Source organism: Burkholderia sp. FW306-1C-G01B (assembly GCF_058781685.1).
Genome location: NZ_JBYSWZ010000013.1, coordinates 207,597 through 229,716, shown reverse-complemented (window position 1 = coordinate 229,716; position 22,120 = coordinate 207,597). Strand labels below are relative to the sequence as shown.

Genomic DNA, 22,120 nt, shown 5'->3' with positions numbered 1-22,120 from the left:
CGCACGCGCCGGCGAACGACGTAGGAAGTGATGCCATGACGGTTGCATATATCGGACTGGGGGCGAATCTCGGCGATGCGCGCCAGACCCTGAAGGACGCGGTGGTGTGTCTCGCACAGCAGCGCACCATCTCGATCCTCGGCAAATCGAGCCTGTATCGCACGGCGCCGTTCGAAGCGGGCGGCGACGACTACTACAACTGCGCCGTCAAGCTCGACACGACGCTGTCTGCCCGCGAACTGCTCGCGCTCTGCCAGAAGATCGAACATCACTTCGGGCGCGAGCGCCCGTATCGCAACGCGCCGCGCACGCTCGACCTCGACATCCTGCTGTTCGGCGCCGACTCGATCGACGAACCCGACCTGATCGTCCCGCACCCGCGCCTCACCGACCGCGCATTCGCGCTCGTGCCGCTCGTCGAGATCGAGCCGGCACTCGACATCCCCGCGCGCGGCCGCGCCGATGCGTTCCTCGCCGCCGTCGCGGACCAGCGCGTCGAAAAGGTGCAGACCTGCCAGTGCCTGATGCAGAAGGCGCTCGCGGCCGGCGACGACACCGACAAGAACCGCTGCCGATGAACCCCACTCCGCTGACCGTCACCGCCCCCGACCTGCGCGCCCCGCACCGCTATCTCGTGATCGAAGGCCCGATCGGCGTCGGCAAGACGACGCTCGCGCGCCTGCTCGCCGAGCGCTGGTCGATGCAGACGCTGCTCGAACGCCCGCAGGACAATCCGTTCCTCGAACGCTTCTATCGCGACACCGCGCGCTACGCGCTGCCCGTGCAGCTGTCGTTCGCGCTGCAGCGCGCGCAGCAGGCGCGCGAACTGGTCGGCGCACTGGAAACGGGCCGCCCCGTCGTCGCCGATTTCATGCCGCAGAAGAACGACATCTTCGCGCGGTTGAACCTGCCGGAAGACGAATGGCAGCTCTATCGGTCGATCGCGACGCACGTGGACGTGCCGCAGGCGCCGTCGCCCGACCTCGTCGTCTACCTGCAGGCGAGCCCCGAAGTGCTGTTCTCGCGCATCCAGAAGCGCGGGCTGCCGATGGAACTGCAGATCAGCGACACGTACCTGCGCTCGCTCGTCGACGCGTACAACGAATTTTTCTACCACTACGACCGCACGCCGGTGCTGACGGTCGCCGCGGAACACCTGAACCCGCTGGATTCCCCCGAAGATCTTGCGCTGCTGATCGAGCGCATCGAGACGATGCGCGGCCGCAAGGAATTCTTCGTCAAGGGCGAGACGACGCGCTGACGCGTCCCGCCTGTCGTTCTTCACCCATCGAACCGAATTTCCCATGACCTATCTCCAGGAATCGAGCCGGCCTGCCGTGACGGTGCCCAAGCTGCAGGCAATGCGCGACGCCGGCGAGAAGATCGCGATGCTCACGTGCTACGACGCGAGCTTTGCCGCGCTGCTCGATCGCGCGGGCGCCGACGTGCTGCTGATCGGCGATTCGCTCGGCAACGTGCTGCAGGGCCATACGACCACGCTGCCCGTCACGCTCGACGACATCGCGTATCACACCGCCTGTGTCGCACGCGCACAGCCGCGCGCGCTGATCATGGCCGACCTGCCGTTCGGCACGTACGGCACGCCGTCCGACGCATTCGCGAGCGCCGTCAAGCTGATGCGCGCGGGCGCGCAGATGATCAAGCTCGAAGGCGGCGAATGGCTCGCCGATACGATCCGCTTCCTCGTCGAGCGCGCGGTGCCCGTGTGTGCGCACGTGGGCCTCACGCCGCAATCGGTGCACGCGTTCGGCGGCTTCAAGGTGCAGGGCAAGACCGAGGCTGGCGCTGCGCAACTGCTGCGCGACGCGCGCGCGGTCGAAGCGGCCGGCGCGCAGGTCGTCCTGCTCGAGGCCGTGCCGACGCTCGTCGGGGCCGAGGTCACGCACATGCTGCGCGTTCCGACGATCGGCATCGGCGCGGGCGCGAACTGCTCGGGGCAGGTGCTCGTGCTGCACGACATGCTCGGGATCTTCCCCGGCAAACGGCCGCGCTTCGTGAAGGATTTCATGCAGGGTCAGCCGAACATCCAGGCGGCCGTCGAAGCGTACGTGCGCGCGGTGAAGGACGGTTCGTTCCCCGGTCCGGAACATTCGTTCTGACGTGTACGGCCGGCGGCGCGTTCGCCGGCACCCGGATATGAAAAAGCGCGGCGCCCTTTGCGGGGCGCCGCGCTTTTTGTTTTGTCGGTACCGCTGAATCGGTGAAAAGCTTCGCGGCACCAGCGCGAGCGCGGTGCGCGATCCATCGCTTCGTTACTTCAATACCGCGTCGATCGCACCGCGCAGCGCGTTGGTCAGCAGCAGCGCCTGCGCGCGCGCAAGATCGTCGCAGGTCACGACACGCTCCACCGCACCGAACGCACGGTCATCGAGCAGCACACCGCGCATCACGCCCGGCAGCACACCGGACGCCAGCGGCGGCGTCACCCACTGGCCGTCGAGCTTCACGAACAGGTTCGAACGCCCGCCTTCCGTCACCTCGCCGCGCTCGTTGACGAACAGCATGTCGAAACCGCCGAGCGCCTCCGCCGCCTGCCACGCGCGGTCGTATTCGGCACGGCGCGTCGTCTTGTGCAACAGCAGCGCATCGCTCGCGCGGGTCGGCGCGAAACCGTGCGCGGACGCCAGCAGCACGCCGACCGGCCCCGCCGGCAGCGGCTTGAGCGGTGCCGCGACGATCTCGACCGTGCCGTCCTTCGCGAGCGAAAGCTTCATCCGGTAAGGGTCGTCGCCGTCGAGCGCCGCGCAGCGCGCGTCGATCTCGCGGCGCAACGCAGCGGCATCGAAGCGGAAGCCGAGCGCATCCGCGCTGCGCTGCAGCCGCGCGAGATGACGATCGAGATGCCGGATGCCGCCCGCACGCGTGGCGGCGGTCGTTTCGAACAACTGGAAGCCGGGATCGGCATCCGTCAGGAATCGCGCTTTCAATTCGCACTCCGCATATTCGTCGGCCGCGACGCTGTCGAGCACGATGCCCGCGCCGACGCCCATCGTGCCGCGGCGCCAATCGGCGGTTGCCGTTGCCGGATCTCGTGCTTCTTCGGTATCGGTGGCGGCCGCGCCCTCTCCAGCCGCACCTTCGCCTGCCGCACCTTCGCCGGCCGCGTCCAGCGTCAGCGTGCGGATCGCAACCGACAGGCAGAAATCGCCGCAACCGGCCGCGCGATTGCCGCGCGCATCGGAACCGGCGCCTTCCTGCGGCGCATCTAGCCAGCCGATCGCGCCCGTATAGAGCCCGCGCGGCGTCGACTCGATCGCGTCGATCAACTGCATCGTCATGTGCTTCGGCGCACCCGTGATCGATCCGCACGGAAACAGCGCGCGCAGCATCTGCGCGAACGTCGTGCCGTCGCGCCAGCCGGCCTCGACCGTCGACGTCATCTGCCACACCGACGCATACGGTTCGACGGAGAACAGCGCCGGCACGCGGACCGTACCGGTGCGCGCGATCCGCGACACGTCGTTGCGCAACAGGTCGACGATCATCACGTTTTCCGCGCGGTTCTTCGGATCGCTCGCGAGGAACGCGGCGGCTGCCGCATCGTCGCGGGGATCGGCCGAACGCGGCGCGGTGCCCTTCATCGGCCGTGCGCGCAGCACGTCGCCATGCTTCTCGACAAACAGTTCCGGCGAGCACGACACGACCCACGCGCCGTCAGGCAGCGCGATCAGCGCGCCATAACGCACGGGCTGACGCGCGCGCAGCCGCCGGTACAGCGCGAGCGGCGTGCCGAATACGTCGAAATTCAGCCGGTACGTGTAGTTGATCTGATACGAATCGCCCGCGCGCAGCGCGTCGTGCACCGCGGCGATCGCCGCGTCGAACGCGTCGCGCGACACGCTCTTCGTCACATGCGCGACGCCCGCGATCGACGGCGAGCCGCCGCCGTCCTGCTGCGCGAGCCACGCGTCGACTTCGTCGCACGACAGGCGCTCGCAGCGCGCATATAGCAAAAAGCGCAGCGAGGCATCGCCCGGCTGCGCTCGTTGCAGGTTGCGTCCGAACTCGTAGTCGCCGACGACCACCGCATGCAGCCCGTCGCGCAGGTCCTGCGCAACCGCCGCGTCGATTTCGTCGAGCCGCGCCGGATCCGTGCACACGCGTTCGTGCACGAATCCCGAATACAAACGACTCGACCGCGCGAACGCGGTCGAATCGCAATCGTCCAAGAGCGCAAACGACGCGCTCTCGTTGCCTTCAGTCATGCCATTACTCGAAGAAGCTCTTCACACGGTCGAACCAGCTCTTGCTCTGCGGGCTGTGACGCGCGCCGCCCTCGGCCAGCGACTTCTCGAACTGCTTGAGCAGATCGCGCTGGTGGTCGGTCAGCTTCACGGGCGTCTCGACCTGCACGTGCACGTACAGATCGCCCGCGATACTCGAACGCAGCCCCTTGATGCCCTTGCCGCGCAGGCGGAACGTCTTGCCCGACTGCGTGCCTTCCGGCACCGGGAACGACGCACGACCGGCCAGCGTCGGCACCTCGATCTCGCCGCCGAGCGCGGCGGTCGTAAACGGGATCGGCATCTGGCAGTGGAGATCGTCGCCGTCGCGCTCGAACACCGCGTGCGGCTTGATGTGGATCTCGACGTACAGGTCGCCCGGCGGCCCGCCGTTGATGCCCGGCTCGCCGTTGCCCGCCGAGCGGATCCGCATCCCGTCGTCGATCCCGGCCGGGATCTTCACTTCGAGCGTCTTGGTTTCCTTCACCTTGCCCGACCCGTGGCAGTGCACGCACGGCTCGGGGATATAGGTGCCCGTGCCATGGCACTTCGGGCAGGTCTGCTGGATGCTGAAGAAGCCCTGCGACATGCGCACCGTGCCCTGGCCGTGACAGGTCGGGCAGGTTTCCGGCTTCGTGCCGGGCTTCGCGCCCGACCCGTGGCAGACCTCGCACGACACCCAGCTCGGCACGCGGATCTGCGTGTCGTAGCCGTGCGCAGCCTGCTCGAGCGTGATTTCCATGCTGTAGCGCAGGTCGGCGCCGCGGTACACCTGCGGGCCGCCGCGGCCGCCGCGCGCGGCGCCGCCCGCGGCCTGGCCGAAGATGTCGCCGAAGATGTCGCCGAACGCATCCGCGAAGCCGCCGAAACCCTGTGCGCCCGCACCGCCCATGTTCGGATCGACGCCCGCGTGGCCGTACTGGTCGTACGCGGCCCGCTTCTGGCTGTCCGACAGCATTTCATAGGCTTCCTTCGCCTCCTTGAAATGCTCTTCCGCATCCTTGTTGTCCGGATTGCGGTCAGGGTGATGCTTCATCGCAAGCTTGCGATACGCCTTCTTGATTTCGTCGTCGCTCGCATTCTTCGCGACGCCCAGAACCTCGTAGTAATCCCGTTTCGCCATATCGATTCACTGTGCCGCCACGCATCGCGCACGCGGCGGCTCCTTTCGCCCGCAGTAAAGTCTCTCGACTCGTCTGGCGCTGCGCCCGTCCGCGGACGGCTCGCGCAGCACCCGCCAAAAAACAAATGTGCCCGGAGGGCCGCGAAGCCCGCCAGGCGTGGAGTCGATCCGGCCATCCGGAAGGAAAGACAGACCGCTTTTCAGCCGCTTGTCAGCCGCGCCGCGCGCGTTTGAGCGCGCGGCGTGCGGTGCCGTTGCAACCCGGCTTAGTCCTTCTTCACTTCCTTGAACTCGGCGTCGACGACATCGTCGGCAGCCTGCTGCGCGCCACCTGCGTGGGCCGCGCCTTCCGCTGCACCCGCCGCGCCGGCGGCACCCGCCTGCTGGGCCTGCATGTCGGCGTACATCTTCTCGCCGAGCTTCTGCGAAACCTTGCCGAGCTCCTCGACCTTCGCGTCGATCGCCGCCTTGTCGGCCGACGTGTCCTTCAGCGCTTCCTCGAGCGACTTCAGCGACGCTTCGATCGCTTCCTTCTCGCCCGCGTCCAGCTTGTCGCCGTACTCGGCGAGCGCCTTCTTCGTGCTGTGGACCAGCGCGTCGCCCTGGTTGCGCGAATCGGCCAGCTCGCGCAGCTTGTGGTCTTCCGCTGCGTTCGCTTCCGCGTCCTTGATCATCTGGTCGATTTCAGCCTCGGACAGACCCGAGTTGGCCTTGATCGTGATCTTGTTTTCCTTGCCGGTCGCCTTGTCCTTCGCGCCGACGTGCAGGATGCCGTTCGCGTCGATGTCGAAGGTCACTTCGATCTGCGGCACGCCGCGCGGTGCCGGCGGGATGCCTTCGAGGTTGAACTCGCCGAGCAGCTTGTTGCCCGCCGCCATTTCGCGTTCGCCCTGGAACACCTTGATCGTCACGGCGCCCTGGTTGTCGTCCGCCGTCGAATACACTTGCGCGTGCTTCGTCGGGATCGTCGTGTTCTTGCTGATCATCTTCGTCATCACGCCGCCGAGCGTCTCGATGCCGAGCGACAGCGGGGTCACGTCGAGCAGCAGCACGTCCTTGCGGTCGCCCGACAGGACCTGGCCCTGGATCGCCGCGCCAACCGCGACGGCTTCGTCCGGGTTCACGTCACGGCGCGGATCCTTGCCGAAGAACTCCTTCACCTTCTCCAGGACCTTCGGCATGCGGGTCTGGCCGCCGACCAGGATCACGTCGTCGATGTCCGACACCTTGACGCCCGCGTCCTTGATCGCGATGCGGCACGGCTCGATCGTGCGCTCGACCAGATCCTCGACCAGCGCTTCCAGCTTCGCGCGGGTGATCTTCAGGTTCAAGTGCTTCGGGCCCGACGCGTCCGCCGTGATGTACGGCAGGTTGATTTCGGTCTGCTGGCTCGACGACAGCTCGATCTTCGCCTTTTCGGCGGCTTCCTTCAGGCGTTGCAGCGCGAGCACGTCCTTCGACAGGTCGACGCCCTGCTCCTTCTTGAACTCGCCGATGATGTAATCGATGATGCGCTGGTCGAAGTCCTCGCCGCCGAGGAACGTGTCGCCGTTGGTCGACAGCACTTCGAACTGCATTTCGCCGTCGACGTCCGCGATCTCGATGATCGACACGTCGAACGTGCCGCCGCCGAGGTCATACACGGCGATCTTGCGGTCGCCCTTCTCGGCCTTGTCGAGACCGAACGCGAGCGCGGCTGCCGTCGGCTCGTTGATGATCCGCTTGACTTCGAGGCCCGCGATGCGGCCGGCATCCTTGGTCGCCTGGCGCTGGCTGTCGTTGAAGTAAGCCGGCACCGTGATCACGGCTTCCGTGACCGGCTCGCCGAGGTAGTCTTCGGCCGTCTTCTTCATCTTGCGCAGCACTTCCGCCGAAACCTGCGGCGGCGCGAGCTTTTCGCCATGTGCCTCGACCCATGCATCGCCGTTGTCGGCCTTGATGATGGTGTACGGCATCAGGCCGATGTCCTTCTGGACTTCCTTCTCTTCGAAGCGGCGGCCGATCAGGCGCTTCACCGCGAACAGCGTGTTCTTCGGGTTGGTCACCGACTGACGCTTGGCCGGCGCGCCGACGAGCACTTCGTTGTCGTCCATGTACGCGATGATCGACGGCGTGGTGCGCGCGCCTTCCGAGTTCTCGATGACCTTGACCTGGTTGCCTTCCATGATGGCAACGCACGAGTTCGTGGTGCCGAGGTCAATACCGATGATCTTTCCCATTTTTCCTAATCTCCAGAAATGCCTGTTTGCTGCGCGAAACCCCGCTTTTTTTGGCGGTTTCGCGCGCCAGAATTCAACTCTGTTCCCGACATGCGTCCGTCCGGTCCGTTTTCAAGACCCGACAAGCGATGCGGATATTAAATTTTTTCAATCGCCGCCGGCTACCGGATCGCCGGCCGCCGGATCGCCGGTCGCCGGATCGCCGGCCGCCGGAACATGCCCCGCCGCCGCGATCTTCGCGCGCGCCGCCGAAACGGCCGCCTGGAACTGCGCGAGCCCATGCCAGCCCGTCGCGCGGCCGTGGCGCTTGCCACAGTGGAAGAAGAACCACGTCGGCACGCCGTGCAGCCCGAAGCGGCGCCCGAGCTGATGGTGTTCGTACACGTTGCAATGGAACCACTTCAGGTCCAGCGCGCGAATTGCATCGGGCTGAGCGAGCATCGCCTTCTTCGCGATCTCGCAGTTGAAGCAGTCGACGCCCCAGAAGAACACCACCGCCAGCGCGTCGCCGGCGCCTTCGATCCCCGCGTCGAACGTGTCGGCGGCCAGCGCCTGCATGTCGAACGCGTCGAACGCGGCCGGATCGACGCCGGCGGGAACCATCGCTGCAGCCTTACTTCGGCTGCGCGACGGTGACGAGCGCCGGACGCAGCACGCGGTCGGCGATCGTATAGCCCTTTTGCAGCACCGTGACAACGGTGTTCGGCTCCTGCTCGGCCGGCACCATCGAAATCGCCTGGTGCTGGTGCGGATCGAACTTCTCGCCGACCGGGTTGATCGCGACGACACGGCCCTTCTCGAGCGCGCTCGTCAGCTGGCGCAGCGTCAGTTCGACGCCTTCGCGCACCTTCGCGATGTCGCCGGACGTATCGCTGACGGCCGCTTCCAGGCTGTCCAGCACGGGCAGCAGGTGTTCCGCGAAGCTCTCGATCGCGAACTTGTGCGCCTTCGAGACGTCGTCCTGCGCGCGGCGGCGCACGTTCTCGGTCTCGGCCTTCGCCCGCAGGAAGCTCTCCTGCAGCTCGGCGACCCTGGCTTGAGCCTCCGCGAGCGCCGCGTCGGCTGCTTCGGCGGCGGGAGCAGCGCCTTGCGCCGCCGGCTTCTCGCTGCCGATGTCTTCGGCCGATTGGGTAGCCGGGTTCTCTTGCGTATTTTCCATGTCGCTGAAAGTCGATTAGAGGTTGAAGCCAAATCGGCAACCGCCGGATCGTATACCCGGCGGCACCGCACATCGTTGGTGCAAATAAGGACGAAAACTGCGATTTCAAGACGGTTATTCGCCGGCATTCTCCAATACCGCGAAACAACCGCTCGCTCCGCCGGTGCAGGCCTCGCATAGTCCGCCAGATCGGGCGAAACGGCCTGTAACAACGCTTACGTGGCAACTACTAGCTTGGCACAGGCCCGCTGCACTACACTCCACTCAAGCGTCGGAAAAGCGTGTTTACCCTAGCTGACCGTCGCCTTACATCTACCTGGCGCCGCTTTTACCCTTCTTTCGAGGGGGAGTACCGTGAAACTGACCTTTGCGATATCGTTGGTCGCGCTGGTACTCATTGCCGGCACCACCACCATCTGCCTGTCGGGAGCCGTTACCGACCGCACGACCGAATACGGAAGCGCGCGGGCGACCTTCGACCAGATGTTCAGCTCCCACCAGAAAATCTGTCGATGATGCGCCGGTCGCGCTTCGTCGGCCGGCCGTGCAGTTCGGCCGCCGGCTCGCGATACGTGCGGCGCCGCTCCAGTTCGGCGAGCCGCGCGGCCCGCTCCGCTTCCGTTTCCTCGTAAAGCGTCTGCGCGACGCTCGCCGGTCCGCGCACGTCGCACACGCCCAGCACGGCAATGTGCCAGACGATGCCGTCGATCGCAATCTCGACCTCGTCGCCGACGCGCACCTCCTTCGCGGGCTTGACCGCCGCGCCGCCGATCTTCACGTGCCCCTTGTCGACCGCATCGGTCGCGAGCGAGCGCGTCTTGAAGAACCGGGCCGCCCACAGCCATTTGTCGATGCGCAGCTTCGCGCCCGGTTGCGTGGAAATCTTGTAGTTCATGTCAGCCTCCGCCGGGCCGCCACAAGGAGGCTGACCACCCCCTCGGGGGGCAGCGAACAAAGAGAGCGTGGGGGTCGTTTCACGTCAGCCTCTGCCGGGCCGCCACAAGGAGGCCGACCGCCTCCCCGGAGCGCAGCGAATGAAGCGAGCGCGCGATTCGTTCCATGTCAGCTCACCGCTTCGGGCTGCGCGGCCCTGACGGGCCAGCCCTGCAGGTTCTCGGCGACGATCTCGCCGATCGCGCCGAGCCACGCGGGCGCGCCGTTCAGGCATGGAATGCGGTGGAATGCCTTGCCGCCGCCGGCGAGGAATTCGTCGCGCACTTCCATCCCGATCTCCTCGATCGTCTCCAGGCAATCGGCCGTGAAGCCAGGGCAGAACACGTCGGCCCGCCGCACGCCGGCCTCGCCGAACTCGCGCAGCGTCGGCGCGGTGTACGGCTGCAGCCATTCGGCCTTGCCGAAGCGCGACTGGAAGGTGACGCGGCATTCGGTCGTCGACAGCCCGAGCGCGGCCATCAGCAGCGCGCCCGTCTGCCGGCACTGGTCGTGATAGGGGTCGCCGAGGTCGAGCGTGCGCTTCGGCACGCCGTGAAAGCTCAGCACGAGCTTGTCGCCGGCCGCGAAGTCGGGCCGGCCGTGCTGCGCCCAGTACTGGCGCACCTGTTCGGCAAGCGCGTGGATATAGGCCGGATGGTCGGCGTAGTGCCGCACCGTGCGCACCTCCGGCTGGTTGCGCATGCGCGCGAGCGCGCCGAATGCGGCATCGAACGCGGTGGCCGTGGTCGATGCCGAGTATTGCGGATACATCGGCATCAGCAGCACGCGCTCGACACCCGAGCGCTTGAACTGCGCGAGCGCGTGCGCAATGTTCGGGCTGCCGTAGCGCATCGCGTAATCGACCAGCACGTGATAGCCGTTCGACACGAGCAGATGCCGCACGCCGTCGGTCTGGCGCTCGGTGTGCACGCGCAGCGGCGAGCCCTCGGGCATCCATACGGCCGCGTATTTCTTCGCGGACGCGCGGCCGCGCAGCGGCAGGATCAGCGTGCGCAGCAGCACCTGCCACACGGCCTGCGGGATTTCGACGACCCGCGGATCCGACAGGAATTCGGCCAGATAGCGCCGCACCGCGCGCGGCGTGGGGGCGTCGGGCGTGCCGAGATTGATCAGCAGCACGCCGATACGATGGGCGGCCGCGGTGCTCGAAGGCGGCTCAAGATCGAAACGCATGGGCAAGAACGTGCTCGGGGCACGGGACCGGACGGCTCTCAATTATAGCGGGCCGCCCCGTGCCGTTCGGCCGACTGTCGGCGCAGGCGGCGCCGCGGCACGATGACGGGGCGGGATCGGGCTGGTTACCGCTGGCTACTGCCGGCTACTGCTGGCTCAGCGTGAGCGACAGCAGGCGCGCGGTGATGTCGACGATCGGTATCACGCGGTTGTACGCCATGCGGGTCGGGCCGATCACGCCGAGCGTGCCGACGATCTGCCCGTTCACCTCGTAAGGCGCGGTGACGACGCTCATTTCCTCGATCGGCACGAGCGTCGATTCGCCGCCGATGAAGATCTGCACGCCCTGGGCGTGGCTCGACACGTCGAGCAGTTGCAGGAGGCCCGTCTTTTGGTCGAACACGTCGAACAGCTTGCGCAGCCGCGCCATGTCGGAGGAAAGATCCGCCACCTCGAGCAGGTTGCGCTCGCCGGAAATCAGCACGGTGTCCTCGGTGTCGGGCACCTCGGTGCTGGCCGTCACGGCCGCGTGCATCAGCGTGGTCATGTCGCCGCGCAACTGGTCGATCTCGTCGCGCAGGCGGCGGCGCACCTCGTCGAACGACAGGCCGGCGAAATGCGCGTTGATGTAGTTGGACGCCTCGGTCAGCTGCGACGGCGAATAGTCGCGCGGCGTCGCGAGCATCCGGTTCTGCACGTCGCCCTCGGGCGTGACGATGATCAGCAGGATGCGCTTGTCCGACAGGCGCATGAACTCGATCTGCTTGAACACGTGGCTACGGCGCGGCGTCAGCACGACGCCCGCGAACTGCGACAGGTTCGACAGCACGCTCGCGGCGGCGGCCACCACCCGCTGCTGCGGCTCGCCGGCCTGCAGCGTGTTCTGCACCTGCCGCGCGACGGCCTCGGCATCGATCGGCGCCTCGACCGTCAGCATCGTGTCGACGAACAGCCGGTAGCCGCGCGGCGTCGGCACGCGGCCGGCCGACGTGTGCGGGCTCGACACGAGGCCGAGTTCCTCCAGGTCGGACATCACGTTGCGGATCGTCGCCGGGCTCAGCTCGAGCCCGGAATAACGGGACAACGTGCGCGATCCGACTGGCTGACCGTCGGCGATATACCGTTCGATCAGGGTTTTCAGGAGGGTTCGTGCGCGAGGATCTAGCATGGTGGAAAATTTTAGCGCAACCACGCGACCGCGGCGAGTGGCGTCGGCCACCGTTGCGCGGGCCGGCCCGATCCGGCCCCGTCCGCGCACATCCGGTTCTTTTCGTCAACGAGCTATGGTGTAATGCCGGCATGAAAACCGGTAATCAGTTCAACACCGTCGCGCTCGTCGGCCGGAGCAACACGCCCGGCATCGCCGAGCCGCTCGCCACCCTGGCTGCCAGCCTGGCGAAGCTGGGCTTCGAGGTCGTCTTCGAAGGCGATACCGCGCGCGAGTTCGGCATCGCCGGCTATCCGGCGCTCACCCCGGCCGAAATCGGGGCACGTGCGGACGTGGCGGTCGTGCTGGGCGGCGACGGCACGATGCTCGGCATCGGCCGCCAGCTTGCGCCGTACCGGACACCGCTGATCGGGATCAACCACGGGCGGCTCGGCTTCATCACGGACATCGCGGCGGCCGACATGCACGCGCTCGTCCCCGTGATGCTGGCGGGCAAGTTCGAGCGCGAGGAGCGCTCGCTGCTCGAGGCCAGGATCGTGCGCGACGGCGAACCGATCTACCACGCGCTCGCGTTCAACGACGTCGTCGTGAACCGCAGCGGCTTCTCCGGGATGGTCGAGCTGCGCGCGTCGGTCGACGGCCGGTACATGTACAACCAGCGTTCGGACGGCCTGATCGTCGCCACGCCGACGGGCTCGACCGCGTACGCGCTGTCGTCGGCCGGCCCGATCCTCCATCCGCAGCTTCAGGGCATCGTGCTCGTGCCGATCGCGCCGCACGCGCTGTCGAACCGGCCGATCGTGCTGCCCGACGATTCGAAGATCGCGATCCAGATCGTCGGCGGGCGCGACGTCAACGTGAACTTCGACATGCAGTCGTTCACCTCGCTCGAACTGAACGACACGATCGAGGTGCGCCGCTCGAAGCACACGGTGCCGTTCCTGCACCCGATCGGCTACAGCTACTACGCGACGCTGCGCAAGAAGCTGCACTGGAACGAACACGCGTCGAACGAAGACGACGACGCAGCGTCCTGACGCCCCACCGCCCGACACCATGCTCCGCCACCTCTCGATCCGCGACTTCGTCATCGTGGCCGCGCTCGATCTCGAATTCGACAGCGGCTTTTCCGTCTTTTCCGGCGAAACCGGCGCCGGGAAATCGATCCTGATCGATGCCCTCGCCCTCGCGCTCGGCGAACGTGCCGACGCGAGCGTCGTGCGCACCGGCTGCGGCCGCGCCGACATCACGGCCGAATTCACGCCGCACGATCGTGTCGCGCGCTGGCTCGACGAACACGCGTTCGACGCCGAGGACACCGTGATGCTGCGCCGCGTGATCGACGCGAACGGCCGTTCGCGCGCGTTCATCAACGGCACCAGCGCGACGCTCGCGCAACTGCGCGAACTCGGCGAGATGCTCGTCGACATCCACGGCCAGCACGCGCACCAGCTGCTGATGCGGCCCGATGCGCAGCGCGAGCTGTTCGACACGCACGCGGGGCTCGTCGCCGATGCCGCGAACGTCGCGCGCGCGTGGCGCGTCTGGCGCGACGCGACGCAGGCGATCGACGCCGCGAAGGCGCACGAGCGCGAGCTGCAGCTCGAACGCGAAAAGCTCGCGTGGCAGCTCGCCGAGCTAGACAAGCTCGCGCCGCAAGCCGGCGAATGGGACGAAGTCAGCAACGAGCACAAGCGCCTGTCGCATTCGGCGAACCTGATCGAAGGCGTGCGCGGCGCGCTCAACGCGCTGTCCGAGTCCGACGACGCGATGCTCGCGCAGCTCGGCGCGATCGTGTCGAAGCTGCGCAGCCTCGCCGACTACGACACCGCGCTCGGCGACGCGCTCGCGTCGCTCGAACCGGCCGAAATCCAGCTGCAGGAAGCCGTCTATTCGCTGTCGCACTATGCGCAGCGCGTCGATCTCGATCCCGAGCGGCTCGCGCAGGTGGAAACGCGTCTCGATGCGCTGCACTCGACCGCCCGCAAGTTCCGGCTGCCGCCCGACACGCTGCACGAAGAACATGCGGCTCGCCGCGCGCAGCTCGCCGCGCTCGACGCGGCCGCCGATCTCGGCGCGCTCGAGGCGGTGCAGGCCAAGGCGCGGGAAGCCTATCTCGCCGACGCGAAACACCTGTCGAAGGCGCGCGCGCAGGCCGCCAAGGCACTGGGCACGGCCGTCACGGCCGGCATGCAGGAACTGTCGATGGCGGGCGGAAGTTTCGAAGTCGCGCTCGTGCCGCTCGCCGACGGCGGCCCGCACGGGCTCGAGCAGGTCGAGTTCCGGGTCGCCGGGCACGCCGGCGTGCCGCTGCGGCCGCTCGCGAAGGTCGCGTCGGGTGGCGAGCTCGCGCGGATCAGCCTCGCGCTCGCCGTGATCGCGAGCGCGGCGAGCCCGACGCCGACGCTGATCTTCGACGAAGTCGATACGGGGATCGGCGGCGGCGTCGCCGAAGTGGTCGGCCGCCTGCTGCACCAGCTCGGGCGCGACCGCCAGGTGCTGTGCGTGACGCACCTGCCGCAGGTCGCTGCGCGCGGCGACCACCACTTCCAGGTCGCGAAGGGCGCCGACGACCGCGGCGGCACGGTGTCGACGGTCGTCGCGCTCGACCGCGCCAACCGGATCGAGGAAGTCGCGCGGATGCTCGGCGGGCTAGAGATCACGGCGACGACGCGCAAGCACGCGAAGGAAATGCTGGCGGCCTGACGCGGCCGTCGGGCTGCCCCACTGTCCCGTCCACGCCGAACGGGCTCGCACCGTTCGGCTTTCGCGGCAAAGCGCCTGCGGACGGAGCGCCCGCAACCCGCCCCGCCCCTCGGTCAAACGTTCGTTTCAACCGCCCCGAACACACGCGTCCACAGCGCCGTCACGGCCGCCCGCTCGTCTGCCACCACGGCCGGATCGACGCGCGCCTTCTCCATCCCGTCGAGTCGCAGCTTGTGCTGCAGCTTCCGGTACTTGCGGTAGGCCGCGCCGACGCGTTCGGCCTCGTCCTCGCCCATCAGCCCGAAGCGCGCGACCTCGCGCAGCAGCGCGATGTTGCCCGTGTTGCGGATCAGCTCGGCGTCGCTCGACGCGTGCAGCAGCACCCAGTACTGGACGATGAACTCGATGTCGACCATCCCGCCGCGATCGTGCTTCAGGTCGAACAGCTCGGTCTGGTTCGGGTGGCCGGCAAACACCTTGCCGCGCATGTCGACGATCTCCTTCGCGAGCACGCCGCCGTCGCGCGGCGTCGTCAGCACCTGCTGGCGGATCGCCTCGAAGTCCGCGCCGATCTGCGCGTCGCCCGCGCTGTAGCGGGCGCGCGTCAGCGCCTGGTGCTCCCATACCCACGCGGTGTTCGCGGCGTCGCCCTCGCGCAGCTGGTAGCGGCGGAACGCGTCGAGATCGGTGACGAGCAGCCCGGCCTCGCCGTTCGGCCGCAGCCGCAGGTCGATGTCGAACAGCGCGCCCGCGCCGGTCGCCGTCGTGAGCCACGTGATGAGCCGCCGCGTGAAGGTCGTGTAGACGTCCGCCGAGCGCTCGTCGGGGTCGTCGTACAGGAAGATCAGGTCGAGATCCGAGGCGTAGCCGAGCTCCTTGCCGCCCAGCTTGCCGTACGCGATCACCGCGAATTTCGGCACGTCGCGATGGCGTTTCGCGAGCTGCGACCAGACGACCTCGATCGTCACGTCGAGCACCGCGTCGGCCAGCTCGGACAGCCGGTCGCTCACATGCTCGACCGACAGCTGCCCGGCAAGATCGATCAGCAGGATCCGGAACACCTCCGCGTGCTGCGCGTGCCGCAGCAGGTCCATCTGTTGCTCGGGGCCGTCTGCCGCCGCGAGGCGCGCGCGCAGCGCGTCCTTGAACGCGGGCCAGTCGAACGGGCTCGCGATCGCCTCGTCGTCGAGCAGTTCGTCGAGCAGTTGAGGGTGGCGGATCAGGTAACCGCCGCCCCAGCGCGTCGCGCCGAGCACCGACAGCACACGGTCGAGCGCGGCCGGATATTCGGTCAGCAGCGCGAGATAGACGCCGCGCCGGCTGACCGTCTCGAGCAGGTCGAACAGGCGCACGATCGTGTCGTCGCGGCGCGCGGCGTCGATCCGCGGCGCGGCCTCCAGCGCGCGTTGGGCAACGCGGTCGAAGCGATGCCGGCTCTTTTCCGGCAGGCCCGTGTAGCGCGACGATTGCCAGACCGCGCGCAGCCGCGCGAGCACCGCCGCCGGATCGGCGAAGCCGAGGCCGTCGAGGCGGGCCGCGAGCGCGTCGTCCTCGCCGTCGTCGGCGAGCGCGCCGCTCCAGATCCACGCGGCGGCCGTCTCTTCGCCCGCGCCGCAGGGCGCGCCGTTCACCTTGTCCGCGAAGATCTGGTCGAACTGCGCCTCGACGAAGTTCCGGTACTCGTCCAGCACCGTCATCAGCGCCGCATAGTCGGCAAAGCCGAGCGACGCGGCCAATGCCGCGCGTTCGTCGGGCTCGACCGGCATCGCGTGCGTCTGCGCGTCGTTGCGGTACTGCAGCCGGTGCTCGAGCGTGCGCAGGAATTGGTAAGCGTCGGTCAGGCGTGCGCACACGTCCTCGCCGATCAGCCCGCGCGCCTGCGCATGGCGCAGCACCGCGAGCGTCGGCCGCACGCGGAATTCCGCATCCTGGCCGCCGCGGATCAGCTGGAACACCTGCGCGCTGAACTCGATCTCGCGAATCCCGCCGCGGCCGAGCTTGATGTCGTCGGCCTTGTCGGGGCGCATCGACGCACGGCGCGCGGCTTCCTGCCGAATCTGCTGGTGCAGCGAACGGATCGCGCCGATCACGCCGAAATCGAGATAGCGGCGGTACACGAACGGCTTGACGATCGACTCGAGCTGCGACTCCAGCCGCCGCGCCGCATCGCTGTCGCCTTCCGACACGAGCCGCCCCTTGATCCACGCATAGCGCTCCCACTCGCGCCCCTGCACGTAGAAATATTCCTCGAGCATCCCGATGCTGCACACGAGCGGCCCCGAATCGCCGTTCGGGCGCAGCCGCATGTCGACGCGAAACACGTAGCCGTCGGCGGTGACCTCGGACAGCACGCCGATCAGGCGCCGGCCGAGCCGCGTGAAGTATTCCTGCGTGGACAGCGGCGCGCGCGCGCCGCCGGTCGTCTCGCCGTCGTCCTCGTACACGAAGATCAGGTCGATGTCCGACGACACGTTCAGCTCGCGGCCGCCGAGCTTGCCCATCCCGACTACGCCGAGCACGACGCGCTGGCCGTCGGCGCCGCGCGGCTCGCCGTACTGCGCCTCGAGTTCGGCCGACAGCAGCGCCAGCGAGCGCTGCACGGCCACTTCGGCGAGATCGGTCATCGCGCCCGTCACCTCGGCGACGTCCGCCAGCCCGCGCAGGTCGCGCTCCGCAACCGCGCCGAACGCCTCGGCGCGCAGTTGCCGCAGCGCGCGCTTCAGTTGCTCCTCGGACGGTGCCGCCGCGCCGTCCGGCATCGCGAGCAGTTCGGTGAGGCGCGCATCGAGCTGCGCGCGGGCGAGCGGCGCGGCGGCCCACGCGGCCACCTGCCCGGCCAGCGCGGGCCGCGCGGCGGCCGCGCGCGCGATATAACGGGAATAAGACGTGCTGATCAGGGCGGAAGCGTCGGTCATCGAGAAGCGGGCCTGGCGGTAAGGCCGGCCGGCGCGGGCATACGCGTGTGCGCCCCGCTGCCGGCCGGCCCCATGGACTCGGCGCGGCATCGCGGGACGCGCGTGCGTCCGCCGCGAAACCGCGCGCCGGAAAGCCCGTGCCGTGCGGCCGCAACGGCCGCCGGCACGAACCCATGTGATACATTTCAACGTCAATCTGCAAAACTACCATATCGCCGCCCGTCCGCCGCATGTCCGACCGTCAGGAATCCGCCGTAGCTGAGCCCGAAGCGGGACCTCCGAAGCACGATCATCCGGTCCTGCGTCGCGTGTTCAAGGTGACGCTGGCAGTCGGGATTGGCACTTACTTCGTTGCGGCCGGCACGTTCCTCGGGCTGCGCTACGTGCTGCTGCCCCGCATCGACGAATTCCGCCCGCGCATCGAGCGTGTCGTGTCCGACAAGCTCCACACGCAGCTTTCGATCGGCAAGCTTTCCCCGAACTGGTCCGGCATGCAGCCGGGCGTCGAACTCACGAACCTGACGATCCGCGGCCGCGACGGCAAAGTCGCGCTGTCGGTGCCGCACGCGACGGCCGCGCTGTCGTGGATGTCGCTGCTGCGGCTGTCGCCCGCGCTGTCGAGCCTGATCGTCGACCAGCCCGACCTCGTCGTCGCGCGCGCGGCCGACGGCTCGCTGAGCGTCGCGGGCGTCGGCGTGGCGACCACCCACGGCGGCAGCGACACGTTCGGCACGTGGCTGCTGAGGCAGGAAGCAATCGTGCTGCGCGGCGGCACGCTGCGCTGGCGCGACGCGCAGCACGACGCGCCGGAGCTGGTGCTGTCGGGCATCCGGATCGCAGTGCTCAACGACGGTCGCGTACACAAGGCCGCGCTGCAGGCGCCCGCGAACGGCACGCTGCTGCTCGGCCCGCTCGATTTCCGCGCGCGCTTCACGCACAAGGCGCTCGCGCCGGTCGGCAAGCCGTCGAACTGGACCGGCGACGCTTACTTGTCGACAGGCCCCGTCGACCTGCAGACGCTCGCCCGCTACCTCGACATACCGCTGATGATCCACGCGGGCCGGATCGACAACGCGATCTGGGCGACCTTCAGCGACGGCCACCTGCGCTCGGCAGGCGGCGACCTGCAGGGTGCCGACGTCGCGCTGCGCGTGCGCCCGACGCAGCCGCGGCTCGACGTGCCGACGGTCGGCTTCGGCTGGGACATGGTGCTCGATGCCGGTCACGACTACACGCTGCACCTGACGCGCTTCAACGCGGAGCTCGGCCAGCCGCCGCTGCCGGACGGCACGCCGCTCGCTCGCTCGCTCGCGCTGTCGACGCTGACGGCCCGCTACCGCGTGCCGACGGCCAGCCAGGGGCAACTGATCAGCGTCGTCGGCGACCGCGTCGATCTCGGCATCCTCAGCGAATTCATCCGCGGGCTGCCGCTGCCGGCGCACCTGCGCAACGAGCTGATCAAGATCGACCCGCGCGGGATGGTGTCGAACTATCACATCGAGGTCGAGCGCGCGAAACCCGCGCGGGCCGAGCTCGCCGACGAGGAGCGGCGCACCGGCGCCGCACCGGTCGTCCGCTACCGCTTCCTCGGCGACCTGCAGGGCATCAGCTTCGCCGCGCAGGAGCCGCCGCCGGGCCTGTCGCCGCGCGGCCACCCGCGTGCCGGCTGGCCGGGCGTCGAGAACCTGTGGGGCCGCGTCGATGCGAACGAGACGGGCGGCGCCGCGCACTTCGACACGGTCAACGCGGCCGTCACGGTGCCCGGCGAGTTCGACGAGCCGCGCCTGACGTTCGACCGGCTGCGCGGCAACGCCAAATGGGCGATCACGCCCGCGCCCGGCGACAAGCACGCGCGCGTCGACGTGACGCTGCCCGACCTGCTCGTCTCGAACCCCGATGCAGAAATCGCGGTGTCGGGCTCGTACACGAACCCCGGCCACGGCCGAGGCTCGCTCGACCTGCGCGCCGATTTCGCGCGCGCGTCGGTGGCGCGCATTCCGCGCTACCTGCCGACCGGGATGTCCGAGCACCTGCGCAACTATCTCGGCCACGCGCTGCAGGACGGCAAGGTGACCAAGGGCGCGTCGATCGTCGCCCGCGGCCCGCTCGAGAAATTCCCGTTCGAACACGAGCCGGACGCCGGCGTGTTCCACATCGTCGCGCCGTTCACCGGCGGCCGCTTCGAGCCGACGCCGTATCCGCCGCGCAAGCTCGCGAACGGCACGCCGAGCGTCTGGCCGGCGCTCGACGGGATCGACGGCGTGTTCGAGCTCGCGCAGAACAAGCTGCGCTTCGACATCGACCGCGCGCACTACAAGCGCGTCGCGCTGACGAAGGTCGCGGGCCGCATCGACGATCTCGGCCGCCCGGCCGATTCGCCGCTCGTGATCGAAGGCCATGCGAACGGCCCGCTCGCCGACCTGCTCGACTACGCGGACAACAGCTCGCTCGGCGCGATGAGCGGCCATGTGGCGCAGCGGCTCGACGCGCAGGGCCCCGCGGCGCTGTCGCTCAAGCTGACGATTCCGCAGCGCATCGCACACAAGCACACGGCCATCGAAGGCGCGCTCGCGTTCGGCGGCAACACGCTGTCGGCCGACGGCGTGCCGCCGCTGTCCGCGCTGCGCGGCCAGGTCCGCTTCACCGATGCCGGCGCGTCGCTGCACGACCTGTCGGGCCGATTCCTCGGCGGTCCGGTACACGCGAACGGCAGCTTCCGGTCGCACGGCCCGTACGCGGTGGACGTCGACGGCCGGCTCGCGCTCGACGCCGCGCGCGGGCTGAACCTGCACGGCGCGGCCGCGGCGCTGCTCGAACATGTGATCGGCGACGCGCCGTACAAGGTCGCCGTGCGCGGCGTGCCGGGCCGCCTGCCCGACGTCGCCGCGCGCTCCGACCTGACCGGCGTCGCGCTGGACTTCCCGGCGCCGTTCGCGAAAGCGGCCGGCACGCCGATGCCGTTCAGCTTCACGCTGCAGCCGGCGCCGCAGGCGGACGGCAGGCGCCTCGAACACGCCGACCTGACGCTCGGCCCCGTGTCCGCGACCTACCTGCTCGACGCGACGCGCGGCCAGCCGCTGCGCGCGGTGCGCGGCGCGATGGGCATCCACCGGATGCCCGACATGCCGCAGGACGGCGTGAGCGCGGCCGTCGACGTCGACGAACTCGATGCCGACGCGTGGCTCGCGCTCGCCCGCACGCTGAAGCCCGACACGCCGCGCGCGCCGGAGCCGCAGGCCGCGCCGCGCATTGATCTCGCGAGCTTCGCGCCGAAGCGCTTCGCGTTCCACTTCGGCACGCTGAAGCTGCTCAAGCGCAACTGGGAAAACGTGATCGTCGGCGCATCGCACGTCGACGAGCTGTGGCAGGCGAACATCGCGTCGAACCAGGTGTCGGGCTACCTGTCGTGGGCGCCGGGCGGCGGCCACAACGGCGCGGGCGTACTGAACGCGCGGCTCGCGAAGCTCGTGATTCCGGACAGCGCGCAGCAAGACCTCGTCGGCCGCGCGATGAACCTGCCGACGCCGACCGACCGCCCGATACCGTCGATCGACCTGATCGTCGACCAGGTCGTCGCGCGCGCCCACGACATCGGCCGCCTCGTCGTCAACGCGCGCAACATCGACGAAGACGGCACGCCCGTGTGGCAGCTCGACAAGCTGGAACTGTCGAATCCGGCCGCGAAGCTGACGGCGACCGGCAACTGGCGCACGTCGCGTCGCACGCTCGCCGGCGGCGCCGACGAAAACGATGCGCCGCGCCGCACCGTGTTCGACTTCAAGCTCGACATCGACAACGCGGGCGCGCTGCTCGACCGCGTCGGCCTGCCGCGCACGCTCGCGGACGGACACGGCACGGTAACGGGCAAGGTCGGCTGGCGCGGCGGCCCGACCGCGGTCGACTTCCCGTCGCTCGGCGGCCAGGTCGCGCTCGACCTCGAGCACGGGCAGATCCTGAAGGTCGATCCGGGTGCGGCGAAGCTGCTCGGCGTGCTGAGCCTGCAGAGCCTCGCGCGCTTCCTGACGCTGAATTTCCGCGACGTGGTCGGCAAGGGGCTGCCGTTCGACAAGATCACGGGCACCGGCCGGATCTCGAACGGGATCGCGCGCACCGACGACTTCTCGATGACGACGGGGCCCGCGAACGTGACGGTGCGCGGCGCAGTCGACCTCGGCGCCGAAACGCAGGACCTGCACGCGCACGTCGCACCGAAGATCGGCGCCGGCACGGCGGCGATCGCAGCCGCGATCGTCAATCCGCTGCTCGGCGTCGGCGTGCTGGCCGCGAACTACGCGCTGTCGGAGACGCTGTCGCGCGCGTTCGCGCTCGACTACGCGATCACGGGCTCGTGGGCGCACCCGCACATCGAGCGGGTGCGGGGCGATCAGGGTAAGATGAATCACGGTCCGGCCGATGCAACGAACCATTGAGTTCCGCGCGCTGCCGGGCCGCACCCCAT

Annotated in this window: 16 protein-coding genes; 7 read left to right on the top strand and 9 right to left on the bottom strand. The window is 68.7% G+C overall.

Features of this window, described 5'->3' with window-relative positions:
* Positions 1-35: 35 nt before the first annotated feature.
* From folK to panB, 3 genes are read left to right on the top strand one after another with little or no spacing between them, the layout of a single operon-like run.
* Complete coding sequence (folK, locus tag AC3WLY_RS25450) at positions 36-578, top strand: 2-amino-4-hydroxy-6-hydroxymethyldihydropteridine diphosphokinase (RefSeq protein ID WP_034182800.1); 543 nt, start codon at positions 36-38, stop codon at positions 576-578.
* The gene (locus tag AC3WLY_RS25445) at positions 575-1,261 is read left to right on the top strand and encodes a deoxynucleoside kinase (protein ID WP_072436264.1); all 687 of its coding nucleotides are present in this window, start codon (positions 575-577) and stop codon (positions 1,259-1,261) included. The genes folK and AC3WLY_RS25445 overlap by 4 nt, the downstream gene beginning before the upstream one ends.
* Positions 1,262-1,304: 43 nt before the next feature.
* Complete coding sequence (panB, locus tag AC3WLY_RS25440) at positions 1,305-2,120, top strand: 3-methyl-2-oxobutanoate hydroxymethyltransferase (protein WP_492310796.1); 816 nt, start codon at positions 1,305-1,307, stop codon at positions 2,118-2,120.
* A 153-nt stretch (positions 2,121-2,273) separates the two neighbouring features.
* On the opposite strand, the gene AC3WLY_RS25435 is transcribed toward panB, so the two are convergent.
* From AC3WLY_RS25435 to grpE, 5 genes are all read right to left on the bottom strand, one after another.
* Positions 2,274-4,226 (bottom strand): chorismate-binding protein, encoded by a 1,953-nt coding sequence (locus tag AC3WLY_RS25435; RefSeq protein WP_492310797.1) that lies wholly within the window; start codon positions 4,224-4,226, stop codon positions 2,274-2,276.
* A 4-nt stretch (positions 4,227-4,230) separates the two neighbouring features.
* Positions 4,231-5,367, bottom strand: coding sequence for a molecular chaperone DnaJ (gene dnaJ / locus AC3WLY_RS25430; protein ID WP_072436267.1), 1,137 nt, complete (start codon positions 5,365-5,367; stop codon positions 4,231-4,233).
* 266 nt (positions 5,368-5,633) lie between these two features.
* Positions 5,634-7,586 carry a molecular chaperone DnaK gene (gene dnaK, locus AC3WLY_RS25425; RefSeq protein WP_175962472.1) on the bottom strand — a complete coding sequence of 651 codons (1,953 nt, stop codon included), beginning with the start codon at positions 7,584-7,586 and terminating at the stop codon, positions 5,634-5,636.
* A gap of 147 nt (positions 7,587-7,733) precedes the next feature.
* The gene (locus AC3WLY_RS25420; protein ID WP_492310798.1) at positions 7,734-8,189 is read right to left on the bottom strand and encodes a YbbN family protein; all 456 of its coding nucleotides are present in this window, start codon (positions 8,187-8,189) and stop codon (positions 7,734-7,736) included.
* Between the two features lie 10 nt (positions 8,190-8,199).
* A complete protein-coding gene (grpE, locus tag AC3WLY_RS25415; protein ID WP_492310799.1) occupies positions 8,200-8,745 on the bottom strand; it encodes a nucleotide exchange factor GrpE in 546 nt (181 codons plus the stop codon).
* 354 nt (positions 8,746-9,099) lie between these two features.
* Here grpE and AC3WLY_RS25410 point away from each other — a divergent pair, with 354 nt between their 5' ends.
* On the top strand, positions 9,100-9,261 hold the full coding sequence (locus AC3WLY_RS25410) for a hypothetical protein (protein WP_175962470.1): 162 nt from the start codon (positions 9,100-9,102) through the stop codon (positions 9,259-9,261).
* Here AC3WLY_RS25410 and AC3WLY_RS25405 read toward each other — a convergent pair.
* The 3 genes from AC3WLY_RS25405 to hrcA form a co-directional block, all read right to left on the bottom strand.
* Positions 9,233-9,640: an RNA-binding S4 domain-containing protein gene (locus tag AC3WLY_RS25405; protein ID WP_492310800.1), complete on the bottom strand. Its 408-nt coding sequence runs from the start codon at positions 9,638-9,640 to the stop codon at positions 9,233-9,235. The genes AC3WLY_RS25410 and AC3WLY_RS25405 overlap by 29 nt on opposite strands.
* 167 nt (positions 9,641-9,807) lie before the next feature.
* On the bottom strand, positions 9,808-10,872 hold the full coding sequence (gene hemH, locus AC3WLY_RS25400; protein ID WP_492310801.1) for a ferrochelatase: 1,065 nt from the start codon (positions 10,870-10,872) through the stop codon (positions 9,808-9,810).
* A gap of 145 nt (positions 10,873-11,017) precedes the next feature.
* The gene (hrcA, locus tag AC3WLY_RS25395; protein WP_011544637.1) at positions 11,018-12,040 is read right to left on the bottom strand and encodes a heat-inducible transcriptional repressor HrcA; all 1,023 of its coding nucleotides are present in this window, start codon (positions 12,038-12,040) and stop codon (positions 11,018-11,020) included.
* A gap of 131 nt (positions 12,041-12,171) precedes the next feature.
* Here hrcA and AC3WLY_RS25390 point away from each other — a divergent pair, with 131 nt between their 5' ends.
* Both AC3WLY_RS25390 and recN read left to right on the top strand, forming a co-directional pair.
* The gene (locus tag AC3WLY_RS25390) at positions 12,172-13,077 is read left to right on the top strand and encodes an NAD kinase (protein ID WP_175962468.1); all 906 of its coding nucleotides are present in this window, start codon (positions 12,172-12,174) and stop codon (positions 13,075-13,077) included.
* A gap of 19 nt (positions 13,078-13,096) precedes the next feature.
* Positions 13,097-14,746 (top strand): DNA repair protein RecN, encoded by a 1,650-nt coding sequence (recN, locus tag AC3WLY_RS25385; RefSeq protein ID WP_034182789.1) that lies wholly within the window; start codon positions 13,097-13,099, stop codon positions 14,744-14,746.
* 113 nt (positions 14,747-14,859) lie between these two features.
* Here recN and glnE read toward each other — a convergent pair whose 3' ends face one another.
* Positions 14,860-17,661, bottom strand: a complete 2,802-nt coding sequence (gene glnE, locus AC3WLY_RS25380; protein ID WP_492310712.1) for a bifunctional [glutamate--ammonia ligase]-adenylyl-L-tyrosine phosphorylase/[glutamate--ammonia-ligase] adenylyltransferase — start codon at positions 17,659-17,661, stop codon at positions 14,860-14,862.
* A gap of 230 nt (positions 17,662-17,891) precedes the next feature.
* On the opposite strand from glnE, the gene AC3WLY_RS25375 reads away from it, so the two are divergent.
* Positions 17,892-22,091 carry a YhdP family phospholipid transporter gene (locus AC3WLY_RS25375; RefSeq protein ID WP_492310713.1) on the top strand — a complete coding sequence of 1,400 codons (4,200 nt, stop codon included), beginning with the start codon at positions 17,892-17,894 and terminating at the stop codon, positions 22,089-22,091.
* Positions 22,092-22,120 lie beyond the last annotated feature (29 nt).

Excerpts from the sequence above, each read along its gene's own strand:
- folK (WP_034182800.1), top strand. The coding sequence starts at position 36 with ATGACGGTTGCATATATCGGACTGGGGGCGAATCTCGGCGATGCGCGC.
- AC3WLY_RS25405 (WP_492310800.1), bottom strand. The coding sequence starts at position 9,640 with ATGAACTACAAGATTTCCACGCAACCGGGCGCGAAGCTGCGCATCGAC.
- grpE (WP_492310799.1), bottom strand. The coding sequence starts at position 8,745 with ATGGAAAATACGCAAGAGAACCCGGCTACCCAATCGGCCGAAGACATC.
- AC3WLY_RS25445 (WP_072436264.1), top strand. The coding sequence starts at position 575 with ATGAACCCCACTCCGCTGACCGTCACCGCCCCCGACCTGCGCGCCCCG.
- glnE (WP_492310712.1), bottom strand. The coding sequence starts at position 17,661 with ATGACCGACGCTTCCGCCCTGATCAGCACGTCTTATTCCCGTTATATC.
- recN (WP_034182789.1), top strand. The coding sequence starts at position 13,097 with ATGCTCCGCCACCTCTCGATCCGCGACTTCGTCATCGTGGCCGCGCTC.
- AC3WLY_RS25390 (WP_175962468.1), top strand. The coding sequence starts at position 12,172 with ATGAAAACCGGTAATCAGTTCAACACCGTCGCGCTCGTCGGCCGGAGC.
- hrcA (WP_011544637.1), bottom strand. The coding sequence starts at position 12,040 with ATGCTAGATCCTCGCGCACGAACCCTCCTGAAAACCCTGATCGAACGG.
- panB (WP_492310796.1), top strand. The coding sequence starts at position 1,305 with ATGACCTATCTCCAGGAATCGAGCCGGCCTGCCGTGACGGTGCCCAAG.
- AC3WLY_RS25420 (WP_492310798.1), bottom strand. The coding sequence starts at position 8,189 with ATGGTTCCCGCCGGCGTCGATCCGGCCGCGTTCGACGCGTTCGACATG.
- AC3WLY_RS25375 (WP_492310713.1), top strand. The coding sequence starts at position 17,892 with ATGTCCGACCGTCAGGAATCCGCCGTAGCTGAGCCCGAAGCGGGACCT.
- dnaJ (WP_072436267.1), bottom strand. The coding sequence starts at position 5,367 with ATGGCGAAACGGGATTACTACGAGGTTCTGGGCGTCGCGAAGAATGCG.
- AC3WLY_RS25435 (WP_492310797.1), bottom strand. The coding sequence starts at position 4,226 with ATGACTGAAGGCAACGAGAGCGCGTCGTTTGCGCTCTTGGACGATTGC.
- hemH (WP_492310801.1), bottom strand. The coding sequence starts at position 10,872 with ATGCGTTTCGATCTTGAGCCGCCTTCGAGCACCGCGGCCGCCCATCGT.
- dnaK (WP_175962472.1), bottom strand. The coding sequence starts at position 7,586 with ATGGGAAAGATCATCGGTATTGACCTCGGCACCACGAACTCGTGCGTT.